This is a genomic window from Bacillus sp. FSL R5-0820, assembly GCF_038593385.1.
GTDB lineage: Bacteria > Bacillota > Bacilli > Bacillales > Bacillaceae > Bacillus > Bacillus altitudinis.
In genome coordinates this window covers 2,838,712-2,865,654 of record NZ_CP151991.1, presented here as the reverse complement: position 1 = coordinate 2,865,654, position 26,943 = coordinate 2,838,712, and the positions used below count along the sequence as shown (strand labels likewise).

At 41.8% G+C, this 26,943-nt stretch carries 25 protein-coding genes; 20 read left to right on the top strand and 5 right to left on the bottom strand.

From position 1 onward, the window contains the following. The first annotated feature begins 55 nt into the window (after positions 1–55). The 3 genes from NST15_RS14895 to NST15_RS14885 all read left to right on the top strand — a co-directional run bounded on the left by NST15_RS14895 (position 56) and on the right by NST15_RS14885 (position 3,459). Entirely contained in the window at positions 56–247 is a 192-nt protein-coding gene (locus NST15_RS14895) for a hypothetical protein (RefSeq protein WP_341298832.1), read from the top strand. 56 nt (positions 248–303) lie between these two features. Next, complete coding sequence (locus NST15_RS14890) at positions 304–1,794, top strand: leucyl aminopeptidase (protein WP_255234037.1); 1,491 nt, start codon at positions 304–306, stop codon at positions 1,792–1,794. A gap of 336 nt (positions 1,795–2,130) precedes the next feature. Beyond that, positions 2,131–3,459 (top strand): Na+/H+ antiporter family protein, encoded by a 1,329-nt coding sequence (locus NST15_RS14885; protein WP_008345907.1) that lies wholly within the window; start codon positions 2,131–2,133, stop codon positions 3,457–3,459. Positions 3,460–3,506: 47 nt separating this feature from the next. Here the strand turns inward: NST15_RS14885 and NST15_RS14880 are convergent, their stop codons facing one another. The 3 genes from NST15_RS14880 to NST15_RS14870 form a co-directional block, all read right to left on the bottom strand. Continuing rightward, positions 3,507–4,103: a biotin transporter BioY gene (locus NST15_RS14880; RefSeq protein ID WP_008345905.1), complete on the bottom strand. Its 597-nt coding sequence runs from the start codon at positions 4,101–4,103 to the stop codon at positions 3,507–3,509. A 116-nt stretch (positions 4,104–4,219) separates the two neighbouring features. Then, entirely contained in the window at positions 4,220–5,356 is a 1,137-nt protein-coding gene (ald, locus tag NST15_RS14875) for an alanine dehydrogenase (RefSeq protein WP_048002196.1), read from the bottom strand. A 110-nt stretch (positions 5,357–5,466) separates the two neighbouring features. Then, positions 5,467–6,696 (bottom strand): PucR family transcriptional regulator, encoded by a 1,230-nt coding sequence (locus NST15_RS14870; protein ID WP_046526545.1) that lies wholly within the window; start codon positions 6,694–6,696, stop codon positions 5,467–5,469. 407 nt (positions 6,697–7,103) lie between these two features. Here NST15_RS14870 and NST15_RS14865 point away from each other — a divergent pair, with 407 nt between their 5' ends. The 8 genes from NST15_RS14865 (at position 7,104) to NST15_RS14830 (ending at position 18,478) form a co-directional block, all read left to right on the top strand. Next, positions 7,104–7,397 carry a WXG100 family type VII secretion target gene (locus NST15_RS14865; RefSeq protein WP_003213769.1) on the top strand — a complete coding sequence of 98 codons (294 nt, stop codon included), beginning with the start codon at positions 7,104–7,106 and terminating at the stop codon, positions 7,395–7,397. Between the two features lie 95 nt (positions 7,398–7,492). Beyond that, on the top strand, positions 7,493–7,732 hold the full coding sequence (locus NST15_RS14860) for an EsaB/YukD family protein (protein ID WP_008345897.1): 240 nt from the start codon (positions 7,493–7,495) through the stop codon (positions 7,730–7,732). Between the two features lie 14 nt (positions 7,733–7,746). Next, the gene (gene essB / locus NST15_RS14855; RefSeq protein WP_045034547.1) at positions 7,747–9,060 is read left to right on the top strand and encodes a type VII secretion protein EssB; all 1,314 of its coding nucleotides are present in this window, start codon (positions 7,747–7,749) and stop codon (positions 9,058–9,060) included. A 51-nt stretch (positions 9,061–9,111) separates the two neighbouring features. Continuing rightward, positions 9,112–13,587, top strand: coding sequence for a type VII secretion protein EssC (essC, locus tag NST15_RS14850; protein WP_342498612.1), 4,476 nt, complete (start codon positions 9,112–9,114; stop codon positions 13,585–13,587). Continuing rightward, a complete protein-coding gene (gene esaA / locus NST15_RS14845) occupies positions 13,584–16,481 on the top strand; it encodes a type VII secretion protein EsaA (RefSeq protein ID WP_342498611.1) in 2,898 nt (965 codons plus the stop codon). The genes essC and esaA overlap by 4 nt, the downstream gene beginning before the upstream one ends. Further along, on the top strand, positions 16,462–16,959 hold the full coding sequence (gene essA, locus NST15_RS14840) for a type VII secretion protein EssA (protein WP_041091830.1): 498 nt from the start codon (positions 16,462–16,464) through the stop codon (positions 16,957–16,959). Before esaA ends, essA begins: the two co-directional genes overlap by 20 nt. A gap of 97 nt (positions 16,960–17,056) precedes the next feature. Further along, a complete protein-coding gene (locus tag NST15_RS14835; RefSeq protein WP_342499061.1) occupies positions 17,057–17,800 on the top strand; it encodes a (S)-benzoin forming benzil reductase in 744 nt (247 codons plus the stop codon). Positions 17,801–17,944: 144 nt separating this feature from the next. Then, positions 17,945–18,478, top strand: coding sequence for an HD domain-containing protein (locus NST15_RS14830; protein WP_019743370.1), 534 nt, complete (start codon positions 17,945–17,947; stop codon positions 18,476–18,478). Between the two features lie 2 nt (positions 18,479–18,480). Here the strand turns inward: NST15_RS14830 and NST15_RS14825 are convergent, their stop codons facing one another. Next, the gene (locus NST15_RS14825) at positions 18,481–19,965 is read right to left on the bottom strand and encodes an alpha/beta hydrolase (RefSeq protein WP_342498610.1); all 1,485 of its coding nucleotides are present in this window, start codon (positions 19,963–19,965) and stop codon (positions 18,481–18,483) included. A gap of 180 nt (positions 19,966–20,145) precedes the next feature. On the opposite strand from NST15_RS14825, the gene NST15_RS14820 reads away from it, so the two are divergent. The 9 genes from NST15_RS14820 to NST15_RS14780 all read left to right on the top strand — a co-directional run bounded on the left by NST15_RS14820 (position 20,146) and on the right by NST15_RS14780 (position 26,526). Then, complete coding sequence (locus NST15_RS14820) at positions 20,146–20,382, top strand: YuzF family protein (RefSeq protein ID WP_003213721.1); 237 nt, start codon at positions 20,146–20,148, stop codon at positions 20,380–20,382. Between the two features lie 184 nt (positions 20,383–20,566). After that, positions 20,567–21,670 (top strand): AI-2E family transporter, encoded by a 1,104-nt coding sequence (locus tag NST15_RS14815; RefSeq protein WP_008345881.1) that lies wholly within the window; start codon positions 20,567–20,569, stop codon positions 21,668–21,670. A 68-nt stretch (positions 21,671–21,738) separates the two neighbouring features. Next, positions 21,739–21,960: a spore germination protein gene (locus NST15_RS14810; RefSeq protein ID WP_008345880.1), complete on the top strand. Its 222-nt coding sequence runs from the start codon at positions 21,739–21,741 to the stop codon at positions 21,958–21,960. Between the two features lie 101 nt (positions 21,961–22,061). Continuing rightward, positions 22,062–22,283 carry a spore germination protein gene (locus NST15_RS14805; protein WP_008345878.1) on the top strand — a complete coding sequence of 74 codons (222 nt, stop codon included), beginning with the start codon at positions 22,062–22,064 and terminating at the stop codon, positions 22,281–22,283. A gap of 94 nt (positions 22,284–22,377) precedes the next feature. After that, positions 22,378–22,626, top strand: coding sequence for a YueH family protein (locus NST15_RS14800; RefSeq protein WP_008345876.1), 249 nt, complete (start codon positions 22,378–22,380; stop codon positions 22,624–22,626). A gap of 27 nt (positions 22,627–22,653) precedes the next feature. Then, positions 22,654–23,061, top strand: a complete 408-nt coding sequence (locus NST15_RS14795) for a YueI family protein (RefSeq protein ID WP_046344389.1) — start codon at positions 22,654–22,656, stop codon at positions 23,059–23,061. Positions 23,062–23,121: 60 nt separating this feature from the next. Then, positions 23,122–23,673, top strand: coding sequence for an isochorismatase family cysteine hydrolase (locus NST15_RS14790; RefSeq protein ID WP_025207909.1), 552 nt, complete (start codon positions 23,122–23,124; stop codon positions 23,671–23,673). A gap of 17 nt (positions 23,674–23,690) precedes the next feature. Next, on the top strand, positions 23,691–25,160 hold the full coding sequence (locus NST15_RS14785; protein WP_007500472.1) for a nicotinate phosphoribosyltransferase: 1,470 nt from the start codon (positions 23,691–23,693) through the stop codon (positions 25,158–25,160). 139 nt (positions 25,161–25,299) lie between these two features. Beyond that, positions 25,300–26,526, top strand: coding sequence for an HDOD domain-containing protein (locus NST15_RS14780; protein WP_035701209.1), 1,227 nt, complete (start codon positions 25,300–25,302; stop codon positions 26,524–26,526). 36 nt (positions 26,527–26,562) lie between these two features. Here the strand turns inward: NST15_RS14780 and NST15_RS14775 are convergent, their stop codons facing one another. Beyond that, positions 26,563–26,916, bottom strand: a complete 354-nt coding sequence (locus tag NST15_RS14775) for a hypothetical protein (protein ID WP_017358939.1) — start codon at positions 26,914–26,916, stop codon at positions 26,563–26,565. Positions 26,917–26,943: the final 27 nt, after the last annotated feature.

The window sequence follows — 26,943 nt, the reverse complement described above, 5'->3', positions numbered from 1 at the left end:
AGAAAAAATAACGTGCAAAATGATGGAGTATTTACCCTAGTAAGATAAAAAAATGATGGCAGTAAGAACTGTTGCCAAGTCCATGTTCATTATAACATTAAAGAAAGTAGATGTGGAACGAGGAGACCATGGACAGGCTGCTATGGATCACTGCCGCTTTTTCATGATGCCCTTCCGCGTGCCAAAATATAAATGTTCTTCAAGAGAAGACAGGCTGGCAATGATCGTATCAGCACATAAATTTTGATATAATAGAAGTTCCAATGTGAAATATGGAGTTCATTGAAGGAGCGTGTGATAAATATGTTTTTCTCGACAAATGAGTTGCAACATAAAGATACACTGGCCATCGGACTTTTTCAAAAGAGCCAATTATCAGGAAAAGCAAAAGAAATGGATGAGTTACATGGAGGAAGAATCACTGAATTATTAAAAGAAGGCGATATTTCATCTAAACGAAATCAGCTTTCGAAATTTTTCCCATCCCCTGAAACCGGCATTAAACGCATTTATTTTGTCGGGCTTGGGAAGGAGTCAGATTACACGTTTGAAGAGGCAAAGGAAGTGTTTGCGCATTTATTTAAAAAGCTTCATCAAGATAAAAAGCAAGCGGTTTCGGTCTTGCTTGATACATTCACAGGAAAGGATCTGCCTGTTCAAGATGCAGCCCATGCCCTTTCTGAAAGCTGCCTTTTAGCTACATATGAATTACAAGATTTTAAACATAAAACGAATGAACCGGATCGCTTTATCGAATTTGTTTATGCAACGACGGATCATGATGCAGCTGAAGTTCAGGCAAGTCTGAAAGTGGGCGAAGTCTACGGACAATCGGTCAATTCGGCTCGTACACTTGTGAATATGCCGCCGAACATGCTCACGTCCTCTGATCTTGCTTCCTATGCGGCTGAGCTTGCTTATAAATATGAATTCGAGATTGAAATTTTAGATAAAGAACAAATGGAAGAGCTCGGAATGGGCGGTATTCTAGCCGTTAATAGAGGCTCAACAGAACCACCAAAGCTGATTGTATTGAAATATCAAGGCAAGGAAGAATGGACAGACGTCATCGGCCTTGTCGGTAAAGGTATTACGTATGATACAGGTGGGTATTCCTTAAAGCCAAGAGCAAGTATGGTGGGGATGAAAACAGATATGGGCGGCTCAGCCTCTGTTTTAGGCGCAATGGAAATCATCGGTGAACTTCGTCCAGAGCAGAATGTCATTGCGGTCATCGCCTCAACAGATAATATGGTCTCAGCAGATGCCATGAAGCCAGATGACGTCATTGTCTCACTAAGCGGCAAAACAATCGAAGTGCTTAATACGGATGCAGAAGGTCGTCTTGTTTTAGCAGACGGTGTGACATATGCGAAGCAGCACGGTGCCTCTGTTCTTGTAGACGTTGCAACATTAACAGGCGGTGTCATTGTGGCACTTGGGAATGAAACAACAGGCGTGATGACAAATAACGATGAACTGTATGCCCAGTTTAAAGAGGCATCAGAAGAATGCGGGGAAATGATTTGGCAGCTGCCAATCACCGAAAAAGATAAAAAACGAGTAAGAAACAGCAAAATGGCTGATCTGAATAACTCACCAGGTCGTGATGGTCATGCGATCATGGCAGGTGCATTCATTGGGGAATTCGCTGAAGACACCCCTTGGGTTCACTTAGATATTGCAGGAACAGCTACGACAGAAAAGCCTTCATGCTTTGGACCAACAGGAGCAACAGGTGTGATGGTTAGATCATTAGCGACATTTGTGGAACGATTTGAACCGAAGAAATAACGACGGAAGCTCTGCCAACTGGCAGAGCTCAGCGTGTAGACAAATCCTCGCATTCGTTGTCAGTCCTGCGCTTCGGTGCTCACGAATGTCAAATTCGCTCCGCGCCGATGCTCGTCCTTCCTAGACTGCAAAGGTTTTCTATCACGCTGAAAAGAAGACAAAGGGCTAAAATAAAATTCATTTTAGCCCTTTGTCAACAATCTGAGCTCTGCCAACTGGCAGAGCTTTTTATGTAGGACATACGCCATTTGACGAAGTAAATTTTCTATGGTAACATACGTTGGTACTTTAATTATCTACTACATTAGTAAACTAAAGGATTTCGGGGGTTTCACCATGAATGCAGTTGTTTTAGCGGTTGTTTTAATGTTGATATTAAGCTTGCTGCGGGTCAATGTCGTGATTGCGCTGGCACTTGGTGCTTTAGCGGGCGGACTTGCAGGTGGATTAGGTCTAGGGGGAACAGTTCAAGCGTTCACTGACGGTCTTGGCGGAAATGCGACAGTGGCGATTAGTTACGCACTATTAGGTGCATTCGCAGCCGCACTGACGAAAACGGGTCTTCCTGATGCCATGGTCGAAGGAGCAGTAAAGCTTCTTGGAAAAGAAGGCGATTCAAGAAGAAAAACATTATCAAAAGTGCTCATTATTCTGGTCATTTTGATCGTATCTTGTTTTTCTCAAAACGTTGTTCCTGTTCATATTGCCTTTATTCCGGTCTTAATCCCACCATTATTAAAGGTGTTTAACGAGCTTCAAATTGACCGCAGACTGCTAGCATGTGTGATGACTTTCGGACTTACTGCACCATATATTTTACTTCCGGTCGGTTTTGGACAGATTTTTCACGGAATGCTTCGTGACAACATGAAAGATGCAGGTTTAACAGTGAATTTAGCAGACATTCCGTATGCGATGCTGATTCCTGTAGGCGGCATGGTTCTTGGCTTGATCGTTTCACTCTTTGTATATCGTAAGCCAAAAACATATGAAAATCGTGACATTACGGATGTAGAAAAATCAGCATATACAAAAAAGAGCTTATTCTTTGCTGGACTTGCGATCCTTGTATCACTTATTGTTCAGTTATATCTCTCTCAAAGCCTTGGAGTCGAAGGGATGATCTTCGGTGCGCTTGCAGGCTTGCTTGTCTTGTTTGTAACGGGAATGATGAAACGCGATGAAGCAGATGCGCTGATTACATCTGGCATGAACATGATGGCATTTATCGGATTTGTCATGCTTGTTGCAGCTGGATTTGCCAATGTTTTAACGAAAACAGGAGATATTGAATCTCTCGTCAAGGCATCTTCTCAATTTATCGGAAACAGCCAAAGCTTAGCGGCCATTTTAATGCTACTGGTGGGTCTGCTAGTGACAATGGGCATTGGCTCATCATTTGCAACGATTCCGATTATTACGACGATCTTTGTACCGCTTTGTTTACACTTAGGGTTCAGCCCAATGGCGACTATTGCGATTATTGGTTCAGCTGCGGCTGTAGGAGATGCAGGTTCACCTGCAAGCGACAGTACACTCGGACCAACATCTGGACTGAATATGGATGGACAGCATCACCACATTTGGGGTACATGTGTCCCAACATTCGCCTTTTATAATATCCCGCTCGTCTTGTTCGGCTGGCTTGCGGCAATTATGCTATAAATGAAAAAAGGTTCCTTACTCTTAGAGTAAAGGAACCTTTTCTGATGTTAGGAAGCTGTTTGTTCTTTTCGAAAGGATGTAGCTTTTGAAACAGATCGATAAATTTTAGGTGCTAGCATCGCAAGGAGGATGGTCAGCGCATAGTCTTTTACCATAAACCAAATCATGAAGAACCATGTGGTTTGATAAGAGATTGGTGCATTCAGCCATACATTTAATGCGATGTACGTATAAGTTGTCCCGATCACATACATCACGGTCGTTCCTGCAATGGCTGCAAATAAAAAGCGGCCAAAACCAGGGTTTTGTCTTTTTTCAAGAATGAATCCGGCAAGCCATGCAGCAGGAATGTATGATAACACAAAGCCACCGCTTTTTCCTAAAATAACGCCGAGACCCGCCGAGAACTGTGCGAATACAGGTGCACCAGCGATCCCAACAAGAGCGTAGACAATCATGGCCAATGCGCCAAGTCGTCTGCCCAGCAAAAGACCAGCAAGCACACAAAAAAACGGCTGCATCGTAAGTGGGATTCCGCCGACCTGTAAAAATGGCACAATGGATGTGATATTGGCTCCGATAGCCATGAGTGCAGCAAACATCCCGACGAGCACAAAGTCAGCTGTTCTTGTCTTCTTTTGCATGATATTTCCCCCTGTCTTATCTGTACAAATAGATTAAGGGGAAGAGGTTCTTTTGTCAACTCATTTTTATTTTAGGTTAACAATAAAACCCGCCCCTGAAAAGGGCGGGCTGGATATTAAGCTTCGGTCATGGAAGAGGTTTCAAGGGCTTTACTAACAGGCACATAATCATAGCCGAGATCACGAGCGACAGCTTCATAGGTGATATGTCCGTTCATCACATTGACGCCTTCAGCAATCGCCTTGTTTTCTTTGATCGCTTTTGCAGCGCCTTTATTTGCAATCTGCAGTGCGTATGGGACCGTGACGTTTGTTAAAGCAACTGTCGATGTTCTCGGAACCGCTCCTGGCATATTGGCAACAGCATAATGTAAAATGCCGTGCTTTTCATAAGTAGGCTGATCATGTGTTGTGATATGATCGATTGTTTCCACAATCCCGCCTTGGTCAATGGCTACATCGACAATGACAGAACCAGGCTTCATTTGTTTCACCATTTCTTCTGTGACAAGGGTTGGAGCTTTGGCACCTGGGATGAGAACCGCACAAATGAGCAGGTCTGCCTCGCTCACTGAATCTGCAATGTTAACAGGGTTAGACATTAACGTTTTCATTTGATGACCAAACTGATCGTCCAGCTGACGTAATCGTTCCGCATTTAAATCAATAAGAGTGACATCTGCGCCAAGTCCGATCGCCATTTTCGCTGCATTTGTTCCAACGACACCGCCGCCAATAATGGTGACTTTCCCTCTCGATACTCCTGGCACGCCTGCGAGCAGAATGCCTTTTCCGCCTTTTGGCTTTTCTAAAAATTGAGCACCAATTTGAGCAGCCATTCTACCTGCAACTTCAGACATTGGCGTTAATAGAGGGAGTGATTTTCCGTCCGTTACCGTTTCATAAGCAATGGCTGTCACACCTTTTTGTTTTAATGCTTCAGCCAAGGAGGGCTCTGCTGCAAGATGCAGGTACGTAAATAAGATCAGACCTTCTCTGAAATATGAATATTCTTCTGGTAATGGTTCTTTTACCTTCATAATCATATCAGAAGATGCCCACACATCTTTCGCTTGATCAAGAATCTCTGCACCAACAGATACATAATCGTCATCAGTGAATCCGCTTCCAAAACCAGCGTTCGTTTCAATTAAAATCTGGTGTCCAGCTGAAAGCAATTGAGATGCTGCTCCTGGTGTTAATGCGACCCGGTTTTCATTGTTCTTAATCTCTTTCGGAATGCCGATGATCATATCAATTCCTCCTATGCTTATCTATTGATATTGTATGTCTAGTGTATCCTGAAAGTTTAGAAAATTCTTCGGTTGAATGAAAAAATTAAAAAACGCCTCTTTGTGAAATTTCACAAAGGGACGTTTTTTAGCTTCATATCAAGATAAATGGTCATTTTCTCATTCATGTTTTTTAAATCAATTTCTGCAATGTCCGTAATCCGCTTCAGTCTGTAATTCAGTGTGTTGATATGAATATTTAACTGCTTTGCGGCGATATTGGCGTTGCTGTCACAATCAATAAATCGTTCAAGGGTCTCGACGAGGTTGGAATGATGCCTGAGGTCGTAATCCTCAAGCTTTGATAAAGAGTAACTGGAATAAGACGATCCCTTTCGTTTTTCAGCAAGCACATCTAAGTATTGATAAATACCCAGTTCAGAAAAGCTGTTCAATTGTTCTGTTTCCACAGGAAAGCGTTCTTTTGTTTTTAAGACTGCCAGTGCTTCTTTATAGGATGGCTGAATATGAGTAATGTGATCATAAATTCCACCAATGGCCGCCTGAACGTGATGGATCTGATACCGATCAGACAACTGCTTTAGCATGCCGCTTGTGAATTGTTTAATATCTTGAAGCGGATGTTCTGTTTTTGGCGAGACAAGAATAATGAATTCGTTAAAATCAACAGTTGTTAAAAGCACCTGCACTTGCTGCGTTGTTTCAAGCAGATAGGAGAGCTTCTTTTCCGTATCTTCTGTGAGTTCATCACGAAGGCGAAAGATAATAATGGCATACGTGTCTGGACATCTCATCCCAAGCCTCAAGAAGAGATCAAGCATCTCATCCTTTTCATGAATATGTCCTGTGAGCATCTTCCAAAATAGCTCCTGATTGCGTTCTTCTGTTTTCGTTTTTCGAATTTGTAAATTGAGTAATTTGTTTTTCACGGCATGTGCTGCCATCTTGAGAAGGTCCATTTCTTCATCTGAAAAAGGCTGCGTGGATTCAATTGCCCAGATAAAGCCGAGCACCTCTTTGTCTTTCCATATGGAAATGGCGACCCTGCTGGATAGACCGACTTCTGCAATTTGAGGTACGCGAAGCGGTTCATCTGTTTTAAGGAGTGTAGGAATGATACCGTCTTTCCAAAGCCGATTAATGACTTTTTCCGGTACACGGCGGGAGATAATGGTTGAAGTTCTGGCGGGATCAGTGAAATCATTATGTGTGCTATAGGCTAATAATCGATGATGAGTATCTTCTATAGTAATAGGGCAATTGAGCACATCACTAATTTGGTCTGCCACATCCTCTAAACGATCAAGGCTATACTTAAATGGATCTGTCTTTTTTGTCATAAAAAACCCCTGCTTTTTCGAATATTTCACGTACTTACATTATGAAGAGAATCAGGTACGTAAATCAACAAGAAAATGCCATAATCATTAAAAAAACAAAAAGCTTGAGAAATGAGCACATTGGTCATGCGTTGATCACAAAAAGAAATAGTACAATAATAATGTAGTAAAAAATCAATAGGCGGAAAGATTCATCGAAGTGCACGCCCTTTTATTAAGAATATATGACCAAAAAATTGTTAAATACTAGATAAAGAGCGAAAAAACAGTAATTCTATAGACTCATTTTGTAAAATAAAAACAGATTTGTTTGACTGTGTATCATTTCTGTTTTTATAATAATAACGTCAAAAAATAAGTGGATTAGCCCATTATATGGCGGCTATGCACGGGAGGTAATGAGGAATATGTCAGGAATTATTCGCGTAACCCCAGAAGAACTAAGAGCGACCGCTAAGCAATATGGTGTTGAAAGTCAAGAAGTGTTAAACCAAGTTGATCGTCTAAATAGAATGATCTCTGACCTAAAAGGAATGTGGGAAGGTGCTTCTAGTGAAGCATTCGCTGATCAATACGAACAGCTTAAACCTTCATTCATCAAAATGTCTGATCTATTAACAGATGTCAGCAATCAGCTTGATCAAACTGCAAATACACTTGAAAGCACTGACCAAGACATCGCTAGCCAAATCCGCGGCTAATCAAAGGGATTTCCTTTCTAAGTGTGAAAAGCAGAAAAAGCGCCGAGTCTGTCAGTTGATGCCGGCGCTCTTTCTATTTTGTGAGGTGGAAATTTGTGTATATCGATATTACCATCGACTTAAAAAACTATGATGGCAGTGTGTTTGATTTGAGACTATCAAATTATTTACATATTAAACAAGTCATCCATATCGCCTGGCAGGCAAAACAAATCTCACTACCTAAACGAGATGGCGGATGGGTGCGTGTAGTCAATAAGAAAGCTGTGTTTTCAGGCGAATATAAGCTGTCAGACTGTGGAATCACCACAGGAGACAGGCTGGAAATACTATGAAAGGACTTTTGTAAATGGCAGATAAAAAGAGTTCCTATTTAGAAGAACAATTAGAAGCAGTCATGAAAAAAGAGGAAGGCACTTACACCTTCATTTTTCAAAGAGAGACAATTAAACTCTTAGACGGTTTAGAAGCGGCACCGATTAAAGACATCAATCCTTCATTTAAAAAAGAGATCCAATTAACCGAAGGTGAGGTCATCATTTCGATTCAACCGCCTCCTGCCTATCAGGAATTTCGTTTCATCCATGCAAAGGATGAAAAAAGCAAATGGATTTTTTCATACCAGCTTGTCGATGCAGTGTGCAAACACGACGTGAAGCGGCTGCATCCTATTGTTTCTCCTGAAAACATTGTTTTTCATCAAGGCTTAGCGCCTGCATTTTTGCATTACGGGGTCAAAGAAAGCATCCCGCCATATGAAACCGACCAACATCGTTTGTTAAAAGAGGTCAAAGCCGTCATTCTTCGAGTGGTGGACCATGAATATCAGTTTCAAGAATATTTGGCTTATCATGATACGTTGAAATTATCTGAGCAGGCAAAGGAAATAAGTGATACACAGTCACTGGAAGAATTGTCTGCATTAATTCAACAAAAAATAGAAGCCATCGAAGCAAAAGAAAAGACGCTCTTAACCATTCCAAAAAAGAAATGGAAGATTGAACGATACATTGGACTGGGTCTCCTTGTTCTTTTGATTCCTGCATTGGTGTATACCATTTACACGTTCTTTTTCGCCATGCCGAAACAAGAAGCGTATGTGGAAGCGAACAAATATTATCTCAATAAACAGTACAGCCAAGTGGTGGATACGCTCGAAAAATACAAAGCCGATCAAATGCCAGTCTCTCTTCAATATGAACTGGCCATTTCGTATGTGCAAACGAATCAAGGGAATCTATTGCTTGACCAGCACAAAAAAGAAATCACGGATACGTACACATTACAGACAGACCCGCAATACTTCCTGTTCTGGATTCATATTGGACAAGGCAATAGCAAGGAAGCTCTGGATATTGCAAGGGTGCTCGGGGACGACCGATACATATTCACAGCACTCGTCGCCTACCGCAATGAAATTCAAAATGATGACAGCCTATCTGCTGAAGAAAAACAAAAACAGCTAGATCCAATCATTAAGGAAATGGCGAAGTATGAAGAAAAAGAAACAACGGAGACGAGCACCAATGACTCCTCAGATGCAAGCCAAACAGATGAAACAGCTGAACAAAAAGAGCAGTCAAAAGCCGATCAGGAGAAAAAAGAGAAAGAATCTGATGCAAAAAAGAAAACCTCTCAGACGAAAAAAGATGAGAAAAAATAATTCTTTCGATACAACTGACAGTTGGTGCTGTCCGATGAGGAGGTGGAGCGTTTGAGTCTTCTATGGGTTTTTTATGAGGAAGATTATCAAACCGTCCGTTTAGATGAGCAGTTCAACCGGGAAGCTGTGATTGGACCTGAAATAGAGCATACAGTAACGATTCCTTCCCTTTCGTTTGATGAAGGATTGATTCGTTTATCTCCAGATGAAACGAATGACGGCTTTTCTCTTTATCAGGGCGAAAAAAAGAAAGGTCACTTACTTCCACATGAACCATATCAGGTTGGTTCACTCACACTCATGTTGATGGATTCACATCATGATCAAACCATTTATTACCTAGGAAATAGAGTCGAAGTGACTATTTCAAGTGAAGAAATAGATGAAGCGGATGTGTGGAAAGAAGAAGCCCATTCAATGTTTCAAGATGCCAAATCCTTCACGTTGGAAAAAATAGAAGGCACTTGGTATGTGATTCCCCAAGATGAAACGATCTATGTGAACGGGAAACAGCTGCACGGTCCACAGCAGCTTCTTGCTGGAGATGAGCTGTTTTGGAACTTTTTGACGCTGTCATTGAAAGATGATGATTTATTGCAAGTAACAGCATTTGAACCATTTCAAACACGTTTAGAAAAAACAAGGCCGCCGAGTACCGAAACGAAACAAAAATATCCTTTATACAGACGAACACCGCGTTTGATTTACGATCTGCCAGATGACCGGGTGTCTTTCAGCTTTCCTTCACAGGAGAGTGAAAATAACGGCAGAGGACTTTGGCTTGTAGTTCTCCCGCCGCTTGTCATGCTGATTGTCATGGGGATCGTGGCCCTTGTACAGCCGCGAGGCATCTTTATTGTCGTGTCGATGGCAATGTTTATTATGACGTTAATTACATCGTCCGTTCAATATTTTAAAGAGAAATCACAGCGCAAAAGACGAGAAGAGAAGCGGCAACGCGTTTACTCTCTTTACTTAGAAAATAAGCGGAAAGAGTTACAAGAGCTGTATGACCGTCAACAATTTATTTTAACGTATCATTATCCGTCTTTTGAACAAATGAAATATTTGACGTCAGAAATCAGCGGGCGTATTTGGGAAAAGACACTTGTCAGTGATGATTTTTTACAGCTGCGTCTAGGGACAGGTGCAGTTCCTTCAAGTTATGAATTATCGACGAGCGGCGGCGATATGGCCAATCGTGACATCGATGATTTAATGGAACAAACACAGCATATGCAAAACGTCTATCGCGAGGTAAAAGATGTACCGATTACGTTCGGTCTTGCGGACGGTCCAACCGGATTAATAGGAAAACCAGCAATTGTCAAAAATGAGCTTCACCAGCTTGTCGGCCAGCTTGCTTTCTCGCACAGCTATCATGATTTGAGATTTGTTTTTATCTTTAATGAACAGGAGTATGAGAACTGGGAATGGATGAAATGGCTGCCGCACTTCCAACTTCCTCATACATACGGGAAAGGGTTTATATATAACGAACAAACACGTGATCAGCTCTTGTCTTCTATTTATGAAATTTTACGAGAGCGTGATCTGGAAGAGGAAAAAGAGAAGAAAATCTTTACGCCTCACTTTGTGTTTATCGTGACAAACCATGAACTCATTGCGGAACATGTGATTTTAGAATACCTAGAAGGCAGCCGGACGGATTTAGGCATCTCAATTATCTTTGCGGCAGAAACAAAGGAAAGCTTGGCTGAAAATATTTCAACGCTTGTTCGTTACATTAACGAAGAAGAAGGAGATATTCTCATTCAGCATAAGAAGGCCGTACGAATTCCATTTCAGCTGGATGCACATGAGCGAGCGGACAATGAGCTGTTTGCCAGAACCTTAAGAACATTAGATCATCAAGTCGGGATGACCAACTCGATTCCAGAAACGGTCTCCTTCCTTGACCTGTTTCATGCCAAACAGGTAGATGACATTGGCATTCGTGAAAAATGGCTGACATCTGAAACAGCAAAGTCATTATCTGTGCCTATCGGTTATAAAGGAAAAAACGATATTGTCGATCTGAATCTGCATGAAAAAGCACATGGACCGCATGGTCTGTTAGCAGGAACAACGGGATCAGGAAAAAGTGAGTTTTTACAGACGTATATTTTATCCTTGGCTGTTCACTTTCACCCGCATGAAGTGGCGTTCCTGCTTATTGATTACAAAGGAGGCGGAATGGCGCAGCCGTTCCGAAATATTCCGCACTTACTTGGTACGATCACAAACATTGAAGGTAGCAAAAACTTTAGTGAAAGAGCACTTGCCTCTATTAAAAGTGAACTGAAGAAAAGACAGCGCTTGTTTGATCAGTATCATGTGAATCATATCAATGACTATACGAAACTCTATAAAGAGAAAAAGGCGGAACAGGCGATGCCTCATTTGTTCTTAATCTCTGATGAGTTTGCTGAATTAAAAAGTGAAGAGCCAGATTTTATTAGAGAGCTTGTCAGTGCCGCTCGGATTGGACGAAGTCTCGGTGTCCATCTCATTTTGGCGACACAAAAGCCCGGCGGGGTCATTGATGATCAAATTTGGAGTAACTCCCGCTTTAAAGTCGCATTAAAGGTACAAGATGCATCAGACAGTAAGGAAATTTTGAAAAATAGTGATGCAGCGTCAATTACCGTGACAGGTCGTGGATATTTACAAGTGGGGAACAATGAAATCTATGAATTATTCCAGTCGGCTTGGAGCGGTGCACCGTATATGGAAGATGGCTACGGATCAGAAGATGACATTGCCATTGTAACGGACACTGGACTGATCCCATTATCAGGGGTAAGTACAGAGCCAGCAGTGAAAAAAGAGACAGTGACGGAAATTTCCGCTGTTGTGGATGAAATTGAACGTATGCAGCAGGAGCTTGGAATTGAAAAGCTTCCGAGTCCATGGCTTCCACCGCTTGAAGAGCGGATTCCAAAAACACGTTATGCATCAAGTGAAGAGCACGTTTTCCATTTTGCTCTTGTCGATGAGCCAGATCAGCAAAGCCAGCATCCACTTTCTTATCAAATGATGGAGGATGGCAATATTGGCATCTTCGGTTCATCCGGCTACGGCAAATCACTTGCTGCAACAACACTGCTTATGAGCTTCGCAGAAAGATATTCACCTGAAGAATGGCATGCATATATTTATGACTTCGGTAACGGCACCTTGCTACCGCTTGCCAAACTTCCGCATACGGCTGATTATTTCTTAATGGATCAAATGAGGAAGATTCAAAAGTCGATGAAGCGTCTGCGTGAAGAGGTTGAATATCGCAAGCGTTTATTTAGACAGCAGGAAATGAGTCATATCAAAATGTATAATGCGTTGAATGAGAAAAAGCTTCCATTCATATTTATCGTGATTGACAACTTTGACATTGTGAAAGACGAAATGCATGAACTCGAATCTGAATTTATTCAGTTAAGCCGTGATGGACAATCATTGGGCATTTATTTCTTAATCACAGCGACTCGTGTCAACGCAGTACGCCAATCGCTTATGAACAACTTGAAAACAAAGATTGTCCATTACTTAATGGATCAAGGAGAGGCATACTCCATTATTGGCAGACCGAAATTCAGCTTAGAGCCAGTTCCAGGCAGAGTCATTATCAACAAAGAAGAGCTTTACTTTGCCCAAATGTTCCTGCCAGTCGAAGGAGAGAACGATCTCGAATTGTTTGAGCATTTAAAACAAGAGATCCAGCTTCTAGACGCTCGCTTTGAATCAGCTGAAAAACCAAAACCTGTGCCGATGCTTCCTGATAAGCTGACCATTTGGGAGCTAGAGAGTCGCTTAGAAGAACAAAAACAGCCGTATCACATTCCAGTCGGACTAGATGAGGAATCTGTTGCACCTGTTTACTTTGACTTGAAGAAGAATAAACACTGCCTCATCATCGGTCAAACGCAGCGAGGGAAAACAAATGTGACCAAACTAATGCTTGATCAGCTATTAGTAGCAAAACCTGAGAAGCTGGCCGTCTTTGATTCGATTGATCGGGGGCTCTCTCATTATGCAAAAGAAGAAAACATTGATTACCTTGAAACAAAGGATGATATCACAGAATGGGCAGAGGAAATAGATCGTTTATTCAAGGTGCGTGAAGAGATGTACGTCGAAGCTGTGCGCCGAGGAGAGACTGATCAGTTGTCGTTCTCTCAAATTGTGCTTGTGATTGATGGCATTACGCGTTTTCAGCAGACAATCGACCCGCGTCTTCAAGATCAATTGGCTGATTTCATGAAGTCATATGCACACTTAGGCTTCAGCCTGATCGCATCAGGGAATCATACCGAATTCAGTAAAGGCTATGATGCACTCACAAACGAAATCAAACAAGTTCGTCATGCCATGTTACTGATGAAAAAATCAGAGCAAAACATCATACCGCTTCCGTATGCAAGACAAGAACCAGAGATTCAGCCAGGATTCGGATATTTGGTTGAAAACGGGAAAGAGAAGAAAATCCAGGTTCCTTTATGTGCGGTAGAAAGGAAGAGTGTTCAATGACAGAGCAGCAAAAAAGCTCCATCAAAATCGTGTCGACCATGATACTGATTCTCGTCTTGCCGGTTCTATTTTTCCATCTCATTGGGGATGATCCGGCAAAACAGAAAAAGAATGCCACACGTAACATTGCAGTGGTCAATGAGGATATGGGGGCGAGCGAAAGTGAAAATACCGCTCGTTTCGGACAGGATGTGGTGGCGGCATTATCAGAGCGTCCAGATTACACATGGACAGTCGTCAATCGAAGTGCGGCAGAAAATGGACTGAAAAATAGAAAGTACGATGCAGTTCTCTATATTCCATCTGACTTCTCTAAAAATGTGCTGAGCTATGATAAGGATCATCCTGAGAAGGCATCTATCCAATTCTCAATCCAAGATCAGCTCAATGCAGTGAATAAAGAAAAAGTACAAAGAGAGCTAGAAAATGCTCAAAAGAAAATGAATGAACAAATGTCGACTTTATATTGGAGTTTTGTATCACAGGAAATCGGCAATGTCAGAGAAGAGTTTGAGCATATTGTTGGCAAAGAGGTCGAATTCCAAAACACGATGTACAACTTCTATAAGCCAAATTCAAACAAACTATCTGATGCCGTCCAGCAGCAGAAGAAACAAATAGAAGAACTAAAAAATGCGATGGCCGATTCACAAAAGCAGTATAAAGACGGTTTAAGTACAACAGAAGAAGCGAAAAGCCAGCTGAAGGATTTCGTAAAAGTAGTTGATCAATATCAGCAGTATCAAGACAAACAAAAGGATCTCTTGATCAAATCGCAATCCACAAGCAAAAAACAAATCCAGCAAGGACTCAAACAGCTTGCGGAGATCCAAAATCAAAATGCCCGCAGCTTTAGCGATCAAATGGGCGGACTAAAAACCGACATCAATGGGGTCCAAAGTCAGCTTAAAACAACGGACAGCGCAATTCAATCTGTTCAAAGGGCAAGAGAAGACGTAATTCCTAAGCAATCGTCGGGATTAACGGACCTTGTGAAGGCGTCTCAAGAAGAACTATTGAAGAATTATGAAGGTCAATACTTAGAGGCCTATAAAAGTAAGATCATCGCCTTGCAGAATAAGCTAGAGACAAAAAGGCAAGAGTTAATGAACGCGCCCGAGCAGCCAGCTGATCCTGATGATGACGGGCAATCAGATCAAGATAACGAGAACCCAGAAGAGATTGGCATTAACTTAGATGATGAAACAAATGAACTCTCGCAAATTTCATCGGAAATGAACGATCTAGCTGATCAATTAGAAGATCAGACTGCACCTCCTACTAATGAAGATGATAAAGAGAGTGAAAATGGCCAGGATGCTGTTCAGCCAGATAACAGCGGCACGAATCAATCAAAAGACGACCTGAAAGCACTGTCTAATCGTTTAGAAGAAGTGAAAAAGAAGATTCAAGAAAAAGCGGCCGCTCATAACGACCAATTGAAAGACAAAGTAAGTCAAATGAGTAAGGAGCTTGAAAGCCTCACGAAAAAAGTAGAGAAGCTTGAAAAGATGATTCTAAGGTTACAAGATCGATATAACGTCATTCCGAATGAAATCAAAAATCAGGAATCCTCTATTTTAAACAAAGTGCAAGAGCTGAAACGAGTAAACTCGCCGATTGGCAACACTGTGAATACGAAAATATTTGATCAAGAGTTTAAAACAAATTCAACAAGCACCAAAAAGTTAATGGAATACTCCAATCAACTGTCTCAGCTAGAGATGATGCTTGGGAATCTATATCAACCAACAAACAACTCATCTCTACTAGACACAAAAGGAGATGAAATCCAGTCCATCCTTGCCATCAAAAAAGAAGAAACGGAAAACTGGGATACACTCAAAAATCAAATGCTGACGTCAAATGATGATGTGTCTACCTTTATTGATGAGATGCAAAAATTCTCAGATGGCTACGCAGAATACATTTCGACTCAGCAGGCAAGCATGGAACAGGAGTTAAATGCCATTTCTGAAAGTGCGGACACAGTAGCTGAACAAATGGCTGATCAAGGAGATGCGGTGTATACGGCAGACCTTGCGGGCAGTTCGATTGTTGTGAGTGCACAGGATTCAATTGGTCAGGAAGTGCTTCGTCTTTCTGAAAATATGAGTTCGTTAACCGACCGCCAAAAAGGGGTGGCGGATTATACGAATAATATTGAAGAAAGTGTCACAACCGTTCAAGAAAAAGCAGATACGTTGAACGAAAACTGGAGTAAGAATGTCAATTCTACGAAGCTTGTTCAACAAGATTTGAAGGGTATTTTAGGCAACACTTTAGACGATCAAGGCAACAGCAACTATGTGTATAACCATTTAGCCAATCCGCTGAAAATTAGCGGCGATGTGCCAGAAGAAAAAACGCAGACTGTACCGCCAGTAGTCATTTTGGTTATTGTCATGATCAGCAGTTTGTTGATTGGCTTTTTTAGCTCGTACTATGCGTCAGCGCCAATGCTGGTCAAAGGTGCACTGTTTGGTATTTTAAATCTGTTAGTCGGGCTCATGATCAGCCTGTTTGGACTCAACATTTACAAACTAGCTGATGACCAAGCCATTCAATGGTCCATCTTTACGATTTTGCTGCTAGTGGCATGCTCTGCCTTTATTCGCACAGCTTTCCTTTTCGGTTCAATTGCCGGATGGATGGCAGCAACGGCGCTTATATTCTTCTTTGTTGCACCGTTAATTGATTTGGTCATGCCAAACTTCCATTTTACAAATCCAGTGACAGACGTGTATCTGTCTATCCAATATGGAAATGGAGACAACTTCGGTATGGGCATCACAGGGCTACTGATTTTAACGATATTGTTCATGGTCATTCCACTAGTGAAGAAGCTATGGAAAGACAAAACAGAGGAACGTGATGTCACTCATGAGGCTTAATCTATTCGTCAAAGGGATGGCACTTGGTGTCATATCCCTTTTTCTCCTCAGTCCTGCTGCTTTTGCTGCTACAGGTGAAGATACGGATACGAATGTCAAGCCGAATGAATATCAAGAAAAGAACCTCAATATTAATTCGAGTATATTGAGGGATCAAACGAAATACGAACAAAGCAAAACAACATCTAAAGTCAAAACGGACATTCACTTTGCTGACCCGCCTAAGACCTCTGGTGGTCAACTTTCGCCACAAATTTTTAGTGATCTGAAAGAAAATCCGCCTAAAACGCCAGCTCGTATGATGAAAGAGATGAATATCTCTTTCAGCGATTCGGCTGTATCAACGCCTTCTGGCGATGATCATGAAAAGCAGAGATCGGCGCTTCTGCCAATCATTTTTGGCATCTTGATCGCCTTTGGCATCATTGTCATGATCATTCTGATTCCAAAAGTGAATGTGAAGACGGAAAAGAAATAGCCTGCCTTTTGAAAAGGGCAGGCTTTTCTTTATGCAGATTGCTTGATGTGATACCGATTCACTATTTAAAATAGTATTATTAAGGGAGGAGATTGTCATTCGAATTTCAATCGTCACAGGCGGATCAAAAGGATTTGGTTTAGCACTTGTCAAACAGCTACTTTCACGCGGGGATAACGTGTACACCGCTGCAAGAAGTGAGTCGCCAATATCCCATCCACACCTCACGCATTCACAGGTCGATCTCACAGATGAGGAATCGGCTGCAAAATGGCTTCAGGGCATCTTGTCTTCGCAAACTCTCGCAGACGCTGATGACGTCTTGCTTGTCAATAATGCAGGAATGGTGACTCCTATCAAGCGTGCAGGGCAAGGCGGAGAGGATACGCTTCATCAGCATTATACGCTGAACCTTGTCATCCCTGTTTTGCTCAGCCATGTGTTTGTGAGGGAGACACAATCTCTTGAAGGGAAGAAAACCATCGTGCATCTTTCTTCTGGGGCAGCTAAAAACCCGTACAAAGGATGGAGTGCCTATTGCAGTTCAAAAGCAGGGCTTGATATGTTTATGAGGACTTTACATGAGGAACAGCAGGACGAAGCATATCCTGTCACCACGTTTTCCTTTTCACCCGGTACGATTGATACGGATATGCAGGGAGAGATTCGGAAATCCTCCAAACAGGACTTTGAACAAATTGAACGGTTTCAGCAATTACATGAAACAGGTACGCTAAAGAGCCCAGATGAAGTGGCCTGTATTTTACTCGACCTTCTAGCAGATGACCCAGCTGGCGGTTGTGTATATGATGCCCGTGAGTATGAAAAAAAGCAGTCATAACGGCTGCTTTTTTCGTATTGTACAAGCAAAGACAGCTTATCGAGCATAAGCTAAACTTGAGACTCATCGGAAATATGACAGAACATTTGAGTTTCTTTTCAGAATATGTTAGGATGCTAAAAATATAGATAAGGAGGGGTTTCCATGAGAAAGGTTACATTAATGGATGTTTACACCCATCCAGTCGCTCAAAAATATTTAAATCGTTCAGGAAAAGCCCACGCTATTGCTTGTGCTTATCACGCATTCAAACTGGCGATGCAGGCGGGGATTAACCCGGATCTTGCTGTGAAAGCAGCACTCTTGCATGACATCGGCCACTATGAATGGTATACAGCAGGCGGAGAATGGGATTACGAGACATATAGACGGAATGATATTCATGCCATTAAAGGGGCAGAGCGGGCACATAAACTGCTCATACGGCTCGGCGAGGAACCAAAAGCAGCCAAAGAGATTGCCCTTGCGATTTTGCTTCACACAGATTCATATTTGCCAGAGGGCGACCTGCATAAGGACACACTCCAGCAAATTGTGAAGAAAGCAGATGAAATGGACGAAGAGCCTGGTGGACACCATCATTACAGACAAATAGATGAATCACTTGCGCTCAAAAAAATTGCTGATTTGGATCAGAAGGTGCAGCAGGCGCTTCAGCCCATGAAACGCTCTGTTTAGTTTTAATATGGAATATCTCCATGAATCGTTCCGTGCTGATCCACATACAATGTGCGGATCACAGTACGGTTAAATGCAGACGTCCCTGACGCAGTGAGACCCGTGTAATGAACCGTGACGGAATAAGCACCTTCTTTTTTCAATTGAACGGCTGATGAAGAGCTCGTTTTCAGTGGATGATCCTTCTCGGCATCTTTAAAATATGTGGTCTCTACAGTTTTGCTTAATCGTTTAATCAGCTTGCTCGAATGTGTCGATGCATCTCCTGATTTCGCTGCAACGATTTTAATTTCTTCATTCAATGGTGAATCAAAGGATACAAGTAGCAAATAAGGATCCTTTTTTACTGAATTTGATCGAATCGTCCATTTTCCTGGAACGGGTTTATTGATTTGTACATGGTGTGAATAGGCGCCTTCATATGGGAATGATGCTTCGGATGTCGTCAAATTGGTTAAGATATCGCCATTTGGTGCAACGATTTCTGGATTGACTTCCTGTCTTTCATTTAACCACTGAATCGATAGGCCATTCGTTCCTTCCTCTACATAGAACGCTTCTGTTTTATCCTTTTCACTTTCTCCACCTTTCACATAAACGTTTGTATTTAGCTCCGAAGAGACTGGTTCTTGCTCTTGTTCGTCTTCACTTTCAGCGCTTGCGGTACTTGCATGCAGCTGTGCCTGAAATACGGGGAACATGCTTGTGCCGTTTTTGATCGAAAAGTGATCCCACTTTCCTGTTAAAATATTGTTTGCATATGCTAGCTTTGTGCTGCTGACCGTCACAGCGCCATCGTTTGCACCAAAGCTTTTTAAATACATGCCGCCTAAATAAAGCACTCCGCCAAAGGTTCCCCAATCTGAACCAGAATAGGTCACATATTTATGAGGAAACGTCTCCAGCCGGTCGGTTTCACTTCGAAAAGCTGCCATCATCCCGGTTTGCAGAGAATAGAGCGCGTCGCTCTTTTGTCCAAGGATTTGCGCAAGCCAGCTTCCGCCTTTGCTATAGGCTAAATCCGCAAGCGGCGTCCCATAGTGTGGAGAGCCAAGTGTGATGACTTTCTCTACATATGGATGAGCGTTGTAATACACGAGGGCAGCCTGCGTATCCACTCCGCCTTTACTATGACCGATTACGATCAGTTTTCTGCCGAAAAATTCATAGATTTCTTTTAACTTTTCTGCTAATAGTTTCCCATTCTTTTTCATGTCCTGATCTGGATACAAATCTATGAACGCGCTTTCGTATCCGTTCAGAACAGCTTGTTTTGCCATATCGTTTCGATCAGACCATGTGGAGGAAGAACTGTTTATGCCATGAACAAAAACAAGTGGGGGTTTTGACAGGTCTTTTTGTACCGGTTCTTCTCCTTTAAACCACTTCCCTGGTGTACCAGGTGCATCTCCAATTGTGCCTGCGTGCGCATAACTTGCAGAGGATAGTAAGAGCATGACAGCAACGATACAGATTAATTTTTTCAAGATCATTCACCTCTTCAAATAATTTAAGATGTTGGCAGCACCAATCTATTATACTTCTAAAAATTGTAAAAAAATACGAAATGTAAAAATACGGTAATAATGTTGTGGGTTTGCTGAGTGACACTCACATGGGTCATTGCATACGCTGTGGGTAAATACACAAGTAAAGGGGCAGGTAGCATGGCACAACAAGGAAGTCCACAGCTTGTTTCATTAGTTGATCCATATGTTTATCAAACATTGCAGAAAGTAGTCGGTATGAGATTGATTGTTCAAACAGTGAAAGATACAGTACGTGGAAAGTTGAAGGAAGTGATGCCGGATCATATTGTGATTGAGGCGGGGGCAAAATCAGTGTTTTATGTGCGGATCCAGCAAATCGTGTCGGTGATGCCTGATCACAGTGAAAGAGTGTAGCAAGCAGACGCACAGGTGTCTGCTTTTTTCAATGCTTACAGAATGTATATCTGGAAAAAGTGCATGATATACCAATTGTTCTTTTTTTTTCAAAAAATATGGTTCTAAAACAAGAAGCAGTTGACAGAAGGTGGGTTGAATAGTAGTTTTTTAATAAGGTCAATACGTAACAGGAGGAGCATCTTTGTTAAAATCTAAAGTTCATTTTTGGACATTCCAAATATTACTGGTTTTACTGATTGTGTACGTATCAACAAAAGTTTCGTTTTTATTTCAGCCGATCATTTTATTTGCTTCAACGTTGTTTGTTCCTATTTTACTGGCAGGTATTCTCTTTTTCATCTTTAATCCGATTGTACGATTTTTGTCGAAGAAGATACCTAGGACGCTCGCCATTCTGATTATTTATCTCCTATTCATCGGGCTTATCACGTTTGTTGTCAATGCTGCTGGACCTGTCATTGTCACGCAGGTGGGTGGACTTGTCAAAAGCTTCCCGGGGTATGTCACGGACATGCAGAAATTTATCAACGACTTCTCGCATTCTAAAACATTTACGTGGATGATGAACCAAGATTATGTGTCTGTTTCAAAGTTTGAACAGTCGATCGTTTCGACATTAAAAGATTTACCGGAAAATATTGCTTCCAGTATGTCGGCGGTGTTTGGCGTGATTGCGAATATTGCTCTCGCTGTCATTACCGTTCCATTCATTTTATTTTACATGCTAAAAGACGGGCATAAGTTTCCGGACAAGCTCGTTCAATTTTTGCCAATGCCTTACCGTAAGGAAGGATTGAAGATTTTTAAAGAATTAAACGATACGCTTGCTGCTTACATACAAGGGCAAATCGTTGTTTGTTTATTTGTCGGAGTTGCTTGTTTTATCGGATACTTATTAATTGGTGTGAAATATGCGCTCATTCTCGGCATCATTATTGCGGTGACAAACGTCATTCCATATCTTGGGCCATATCTTGGTGCGGCACCAGCTGTACTCATTGCTTTTCTTGATTCGCCTGGAAAAGCGGTTGTGACTGTTATTGTCATTCTTGTTGTTCAGCAGATCGATGGAAACGTCATTTCTCCATTGATCATTGGAAAACGTCTCAACACACATCCGTTAACAATTATCTTGCTATTAATTGGGGCAGGAAGTTTTGGCGGAATCCTTGGCATGATTTTTGCCGTCCCTGTCTATGCGCTGCTGAAAGCCATCACACTCAATATTGTCAGATTGGTTCAGCTGCGTCAGCGCTCTCGAAAAGAACAACATCTAAACGTTTAGGGCAGATGCACAACTTTTCCCTTTTTGCATAACATAACTCACATAAGCGAATAGGGAGGAGAAGGAAGATGCCTGCGATTGTTGGACCCATCCATATTGAGTCTTTAGGCGGAAACGGCTCGGCTACTTTTGGTGACGTTCTCGCCATTGCCCCTTTGGCTGTAGATCACTCGACCGGTGGAGCGGGAGCTTTTAATTCAGGTGATTATATGTCCCTGACAAGCGATCCGAATGCCACCATGCTTTGGGACTTTACACTGTTTGGCCAGCCTCAATCATTTAATGCATAAAAGACAGCTGATCATATGACATATCAGCTGTCTTTTTTATGTTGGATAGACACGTATTGTTCCGCTAGGCATATGATGAGGGTAGTAAAGGTGGTGGAAAGATGCCAGCAATTGTTGGACCCATTCATATTGACCGTGTCATAGGAAACGGTTCTGCACATTTCGGCGATGTGTTTGCCATTTCGCCAAAAAGTGTGGATCATTCCGCTGGTGGTTCAGGCACCTATAATGCAGGAGACTTTGTTCAATTCTTCAACAATCCGAACGTCACATTTGTTTGGGATTCAAACCTGATCAGCCAGCAAAAGAGCTTTAACGCATAGCCAGCTTTGAAAGGGTCTCCTTTTCAGAAGCTGTCTTTTTTTATGGTACAATGGATAGAAGAAGGAAGAAGAAAAGGGGGGTAAAACACATCAAATGAAAATAAGAAAAGCGCATCTGACAAGCGGGCAACCAACAACCTACAATGTATATTTACATGAAAATAAAAAAGAATATAAAACGCTTGTCGCTGTACCTGACATGGAATGGAGTATTTCTATCGCGTATGAAGACGAAAAAACGCAGCTTGAGCAAGCACTAGAACAATCTTTAAACAAAAGAGTAGAAATAGACGAAGCCCGTGAACTCGCACAAAAAATTGTGCACTGGGTCACAGAAATGTAAATTCAGAAACCAGGAGTGAACACAGCAATGAAAGAAGAATCCGTAGACTTTTATTTGCAGCAAGGGATATTTGGACATGCTGAAACAAAACCCGATGAACGAAGAATGTTTCTCGGCTCATTAAGAGAACGTGCTCTTCTCGCTCTGACAAAAGGGCAAGTATCGAGACATAAACCGTATCAAGAGGTAGAGCAAGTATTGAAGGCAAACCGAGAGGCCACTGTTCTTTTAAATGGTGAATTGTCATATGCTTCTTATTCTCCATATGTCAAAATGGCAAATGCCGCTGGTTGTTCTTTTAAAGTGGTCAACCATCACGAGTCACATTCACCTTTTGGGCTTGTGATAGAGGTGCCGCATGCGATCAATCAAGAGCACATCTATATAGAAGATGAGCTTTTTCAAAAAGCTTTTTCTCGTGAATCTGTTGAATAGGTTTCCCTAGTGAAATGAATAAGCTATAATGATTCAAAAGAGCATATGGGAGAGATGCGGATGGGCAAAGCATTGATTTGTATTGATTATACAGTTGATTTTGTTGCAGACGATGGAAAACTGACGTGCGGAAAGCCTGGACAGGCGATTGAGTCGAAGATCACAGAGATCACTTCTTCATTTATTGATGAAGGACACTTTGTTGTTTTTGCCGTCGATCATCATGAAGAGCAAGATCCATATCATCCAGAGACAAAGTTATTTCCGCCCCATAATATTCGCGGGACAGAAGGAATTGAACTTTACGGAAAACTAAGTTCACTATTTCACACGTCAACACATTTAAAACATGTCTATTATATGGAAAAAACAAGATACTCTGCTTTTGCAGGCACTCAATTAGAAATGAAACTGCGCGAGCGTGGCATCACTGAACTTCACCTAGCCGGAGTGTGTACCGATATTTGTGTACTTCATACAGCTGTTGATGCGTACAATAAAGGCTTTGAACTTGTGATTCATGAGAATGCCGTGGCGAGTTTTAATGAAGCGGGGCACGAGTGGGCACTTTCTCACTTTGAGCATACGCTTGGTGCGAAAGTGGTTAAGTAAGGGAAGGAGAATGGAAGTTGGAGCATCGGTTTATTGACGACAGTTTATCACTACATACAGATCTTTATCAAATTAACATGGCAGAAACGTATTGGAGAGACGGCATTCATGAGAAGAAGGCAGTCTTTGAACTTTTCTTTAGAAAGCTTCCATTTGACAACGGCTTCGCTGTATTTGCTGGTTTAGAGAAAGCGATTGAATATTTATCGGACTTCTCCTTCACCGAGAGCGACCTTGCATATTTAAAAGATGAACTCGGTTATAAAAGCGATTTCATTGAATACTTAAGCGGATTGTCATTTACAGGGACACTTCATTCAATGAGAGAAGGAGAAATTGTCTTTGCGAATGAACCTATTATGCGCATCGAGGCAACACTTGTTGAAGCGCAGCTAATTGAAACGGCACTGCTCAACATCGTGAACTTCCAGACGCTAATTGCAACAAAGGCGGCTCGTATTAAAGGAATCATTGAAGATGAGACAGCATTAGAATTCGGAACAAGACGTGCCCATGAAATGGATGCAGCCATGTGGGGAGCAAGAGCAGCACTGATCGGCGGATTTCAGGCAACAAGTAATGTCCGTGCAGGGAAACGCTTCAATATTCCCGTATCAGGCACACATGCCCATGCGCTTGTACAAGCATATCGCGACGAATATACTGCATTTAGAAAATATGCCGAAACACATACAGACTGTGTCTTTTTAGTGGATACATATGATACGGTCAGATCAGGCATTCCAAATGCGATTAAGGTAGCGAAAGAATTCGGTGATAAAATCAACTTTATTGGAGTCAGACTTGATAGCGGAGACCTTGCCTACTTGTCTAAAAAGGCGAGAACGATGCTGGATGAAGCTGGATTCCATGACGCAAAAGTCATTGCATCAAGCGATCTTGATGAACACACCATTATGAACTTAAAAGCACAAGGTGCAAAAATTGATGTATGGGGTGTTGGAACGAAACTAATTACCGCATTCGATCAGCCAGCTCTTGGTGCTGTATATAAGCTTGTATCGATTGAAGAAAACGGTCAGATGAATGACACGATCAAAATTTCTTCTAACCCAGAGAAAGTGACAACACCAGGCCGTAAACGAGTGTATCGCATTATCAATCAATTGAATCATCACTCTGAGGGAGACTACATTGCCCTTGAAGAAGAAGATGTTCAAAGTGAAGATAAGCTGAAAATGTTCCATCCAGTTCATACATTTATCAGCAAATTCGTGACAAATTTTGTGGCAAAGGACCTTCATGTCCCAATTTTTGAACAAGGGAAGCTGGTGTATGATAATCCAGATATCCAAACGATTCAAGCATATGTGCAGGACAGTCTCGGACTCTTCTGGGAGGAATACAAACGAATCAGCAAACCAGAAGAATACCCAGTCGATTTGAGTCAAAAATGCTGGGATAATAAGATGCAGTTTATCCATGATGTGAAAAATAAAATCAAAAAAGAGCTTTATGAAAGCTGATTACCCCGGGAAAGGAGATCATCAAGCCAGATGGTCTCTTTTTTTAATGTTGGACGATTCAAAATGAACCTTATGGGCAATCATTTGGTATACTGAAAGCACATCTTGTTTGTCATTGCATAAAGGAGGAATGGAGCAGTTGAGGGTGTTTGTTGCAAGGCAGCCTATTTTTAACAGAAAAGAACAAGTCGTATCATACGAGCTGCTTTATAGAGATAGTGAAACCAATACATATAGCGCTGAAGATGGTGATCAAGCGACAACCGACCTCATTATCAATAGTTTTTTAAACATTGGCATCGAAACACTGACAGAAGGAAAACGATGCTACATCAATTTCACCGAAAGCTTGCTTTCGTCTGATCTGCTCACTTATTTTGATCCACATCAGCTTGTGATCGAAATATTAGAAAATGTACCGATTACTCCGGCACTTATTATGAGATGTAAGCAATTAAAAAAGTGGGGATACACGATTGCGCTCGATGATTTCTTTCTGAGTGGAACACATTTTCATGACAAGTTACTCGATGAACTCCTCTATTGCATTGATATTTTAAAAATTGATTTTCTGAAAACAACATGTGAAGAACGAAGAGACATTTTACATACATATAAAAAGTATCGACTTCGATTCCTTGCTGAAAAGGTAGAAACGCGAAAAGAATATGAAGAAGCGTTAGAAGCTGGCTTCCATTTGTTTCAAGGATATTTCTTTAGTGAGCCGCACGTCATTTCGGGACGAGCCTTATCGACTAGCTTCCACGCATACCATCAGCTATTGAATGAGCTGAGCAAGGAGCAGCCGAATATTCAGACCGTGACGCACTTTATAGAAAGTGATCTTTCCCTTTCATATCAATTATTAAAAATGCTGAATTCTGGCGGCATGAGACGTCTTTATCAAATCAAGAGTATTCGTCAGGCGATTATCCTGCTTGGGTTTAATGAAATACGGCGATGGATCTTTATCCTTTCATTTAAAGAACTAAATGTCCAAGCCAACTCAAGCCAAAAGGAAATCATCAAAATGTCGTTCATTCGTGCCAAAACGTGTGAACTCATTGCTAGTCGAACTGAACGAGAGCATCCCGCTTCTTATATGCTAACAGGTATGTTTTCACTCATTGATACGCTTGTCAGGGCGGACATTACTGAACTTGTGAAAGAACTGCCTCTTTCGGATGAAGTAGGTGAGGCACTGCTTGGCTATGAAAATGACTATTTCCTTGTGTTAGACGTTGCCAAACGTATTGAACGAAATGAATGGGATGATGAGATGTTAGGTGGAAGTCTCCCTAAGCAGGAAGCCTACGGCTGTTATATAGAAGCCATTGAATGGTGTCATAAAATGTTTGAATCTTAAGAAAAGCCGCTCACACTAGAGCGGCTTCTTTCTTTGTTATCCCCACTGTAAAAGTAGAAAAAGCCTGCTTGAAGAGAGGGATAAGTAGATGCGGATGCCTTCTGGACTAAAGCGGATATCGATATTGCTTTTCACCCCAATCTGCTTCAGCATTCGAATCACACTTGCGGTGTCAGCACGTTCAGCAGCTTCCATGATTCGCTGTCCAAACGAAAGCGAACCGGAAATCTGCTGTGTAATGAGGGATGCATCAGCAACGAGACGGGTTGATTCCTTTGCAGCCTTTTGAAACGCATGAGCATCTACTGGAGGAAAAGTCATAGGTGTTCGCAGGTATGCGTTCCCCATTGCGGGAACCTGCAAAGGAGGATAAGGAACATAGTAAAACACATGGTCACCTCTTCTCTCATTGAAGTG

Excerpts from the sequence above, each read along its gene's own strand:
- NST15_RS14895 (WP_341298832.1), top strand. The coding sequence starts at position 56 with ATGGCAGTAAGAACTGTTGCCAAGTCCATGTTCATTATAACATTAAAG.
- NST15_RS14890 (WP_255234037.1), top strand. The coding sequence starts at position 304 with ATGTTTTTCTCGACAAATGAGTTGCAACATAAAGATACACTGGCCATC.
- NST15_RS14885 (WP_008345907.1), top strand. The coding sequence starts at position 2,131 with ATGAATGCAGTTGTTTTAGCGGTTGTTTTAATGTTGATATTAAGCTTG.
- NST15_RS14880 (WP_008345905.1), bottom strand. The coding sequence starts at position 4,103 with ATGCAAAAGAAGACAAGAACAGCTGACTTTGTGCTCGTCGGGATGTTT.
- ald (WP_048002196.1), bottom strand. The coding sequence starts at position 5,356 with ATGATCATCGGCATTCCGAAAGAGATTAAGAACAATGAAAACCGGGTC.
- NST15_RS14870 (WP_046526545.1), bottom strand. The coding sequence starts at position 6,696 with ATGACAAAAAAGACAGATCCATTTAAGTATAGCCTTGATCGTTTAGAG.
- NST15_RS14865 (WP_003213769.1), top strand. The coding sequence starts at position 7,104 with ATGTCAGGAATTATTCGCGTAACCCCAGAAGAACTAAGAGCGACCGCT.
- essB (WP_045034547.1), top strand. The coding sequence starts at position 7,747 with ATGGCAGATAAAAAGAGTTCCTATTTAGAAGAACAATTAGAAGCAGTC.
- esaA (WP_342498611.1), top strand. The coding sequence starts at position 13,584 with ATGACAGAGCAGCAAAAAAGCTCCATCAAAATCGTGTCGACCATGATA.
- essA (WP_041091830.1), top strand. The coding sequence starts at position 16,462 with ATGTCACTCATGAGGCTTAATCTATTCGTCAAAGGGATGGCACTTGGT.
- NST15_RS14830 (WP_019743370.1), top strand. The coding sequence starts at position 17,945 with ATGAGAAAGGTTACATTAATGGATGTTTACACCCATCCAGTCGCTCAA.
- NST15_RS14820 (WP_003213721.1), top strand. The coding sequence starts at position 20,146 with ATGGCACAACAAGGAAGTCCACAGCTTGTTTCATTAGTTGATCCATAT.
- NST15_RS14810 (WP_008345880.1), top strand. The coding sequence starts at position 21,739 with ATGCCTGCGATTGTTGGACCCATCCATATTGAGTCTTTAGGCGGAAAC.
- NST15_RS14805 (WP_008345878.1), top strand. The coding sequence starts at position 22,062 with ATGCCAGCAATTGTTGGACCCATTCATATTGACCGTGTCATAGGAAAC.
- NST15_RS14800 (WP_008345876.1), top strand. The coding sequence starts at position 22,378 with ATGAAAATAAGAAAAGCGCATCTGACAAGCGGGCAACCAACAACCTAC.
- NST15_RS14795 (WP_046344389.1), top strand. The coding sequence starts at position 22,654 with ATGAAAGAAGAATCCGTAGACTTTTATTTGCAGCAAGGGATATTTGGA.
- NST15_RS14790 (WP_025207909.1), top strand. The coding sequence starts at position 23,122 with ATGGGCAAAGCATTGATTTGTATTGATTATACAGTTGATTTTGTTGCA.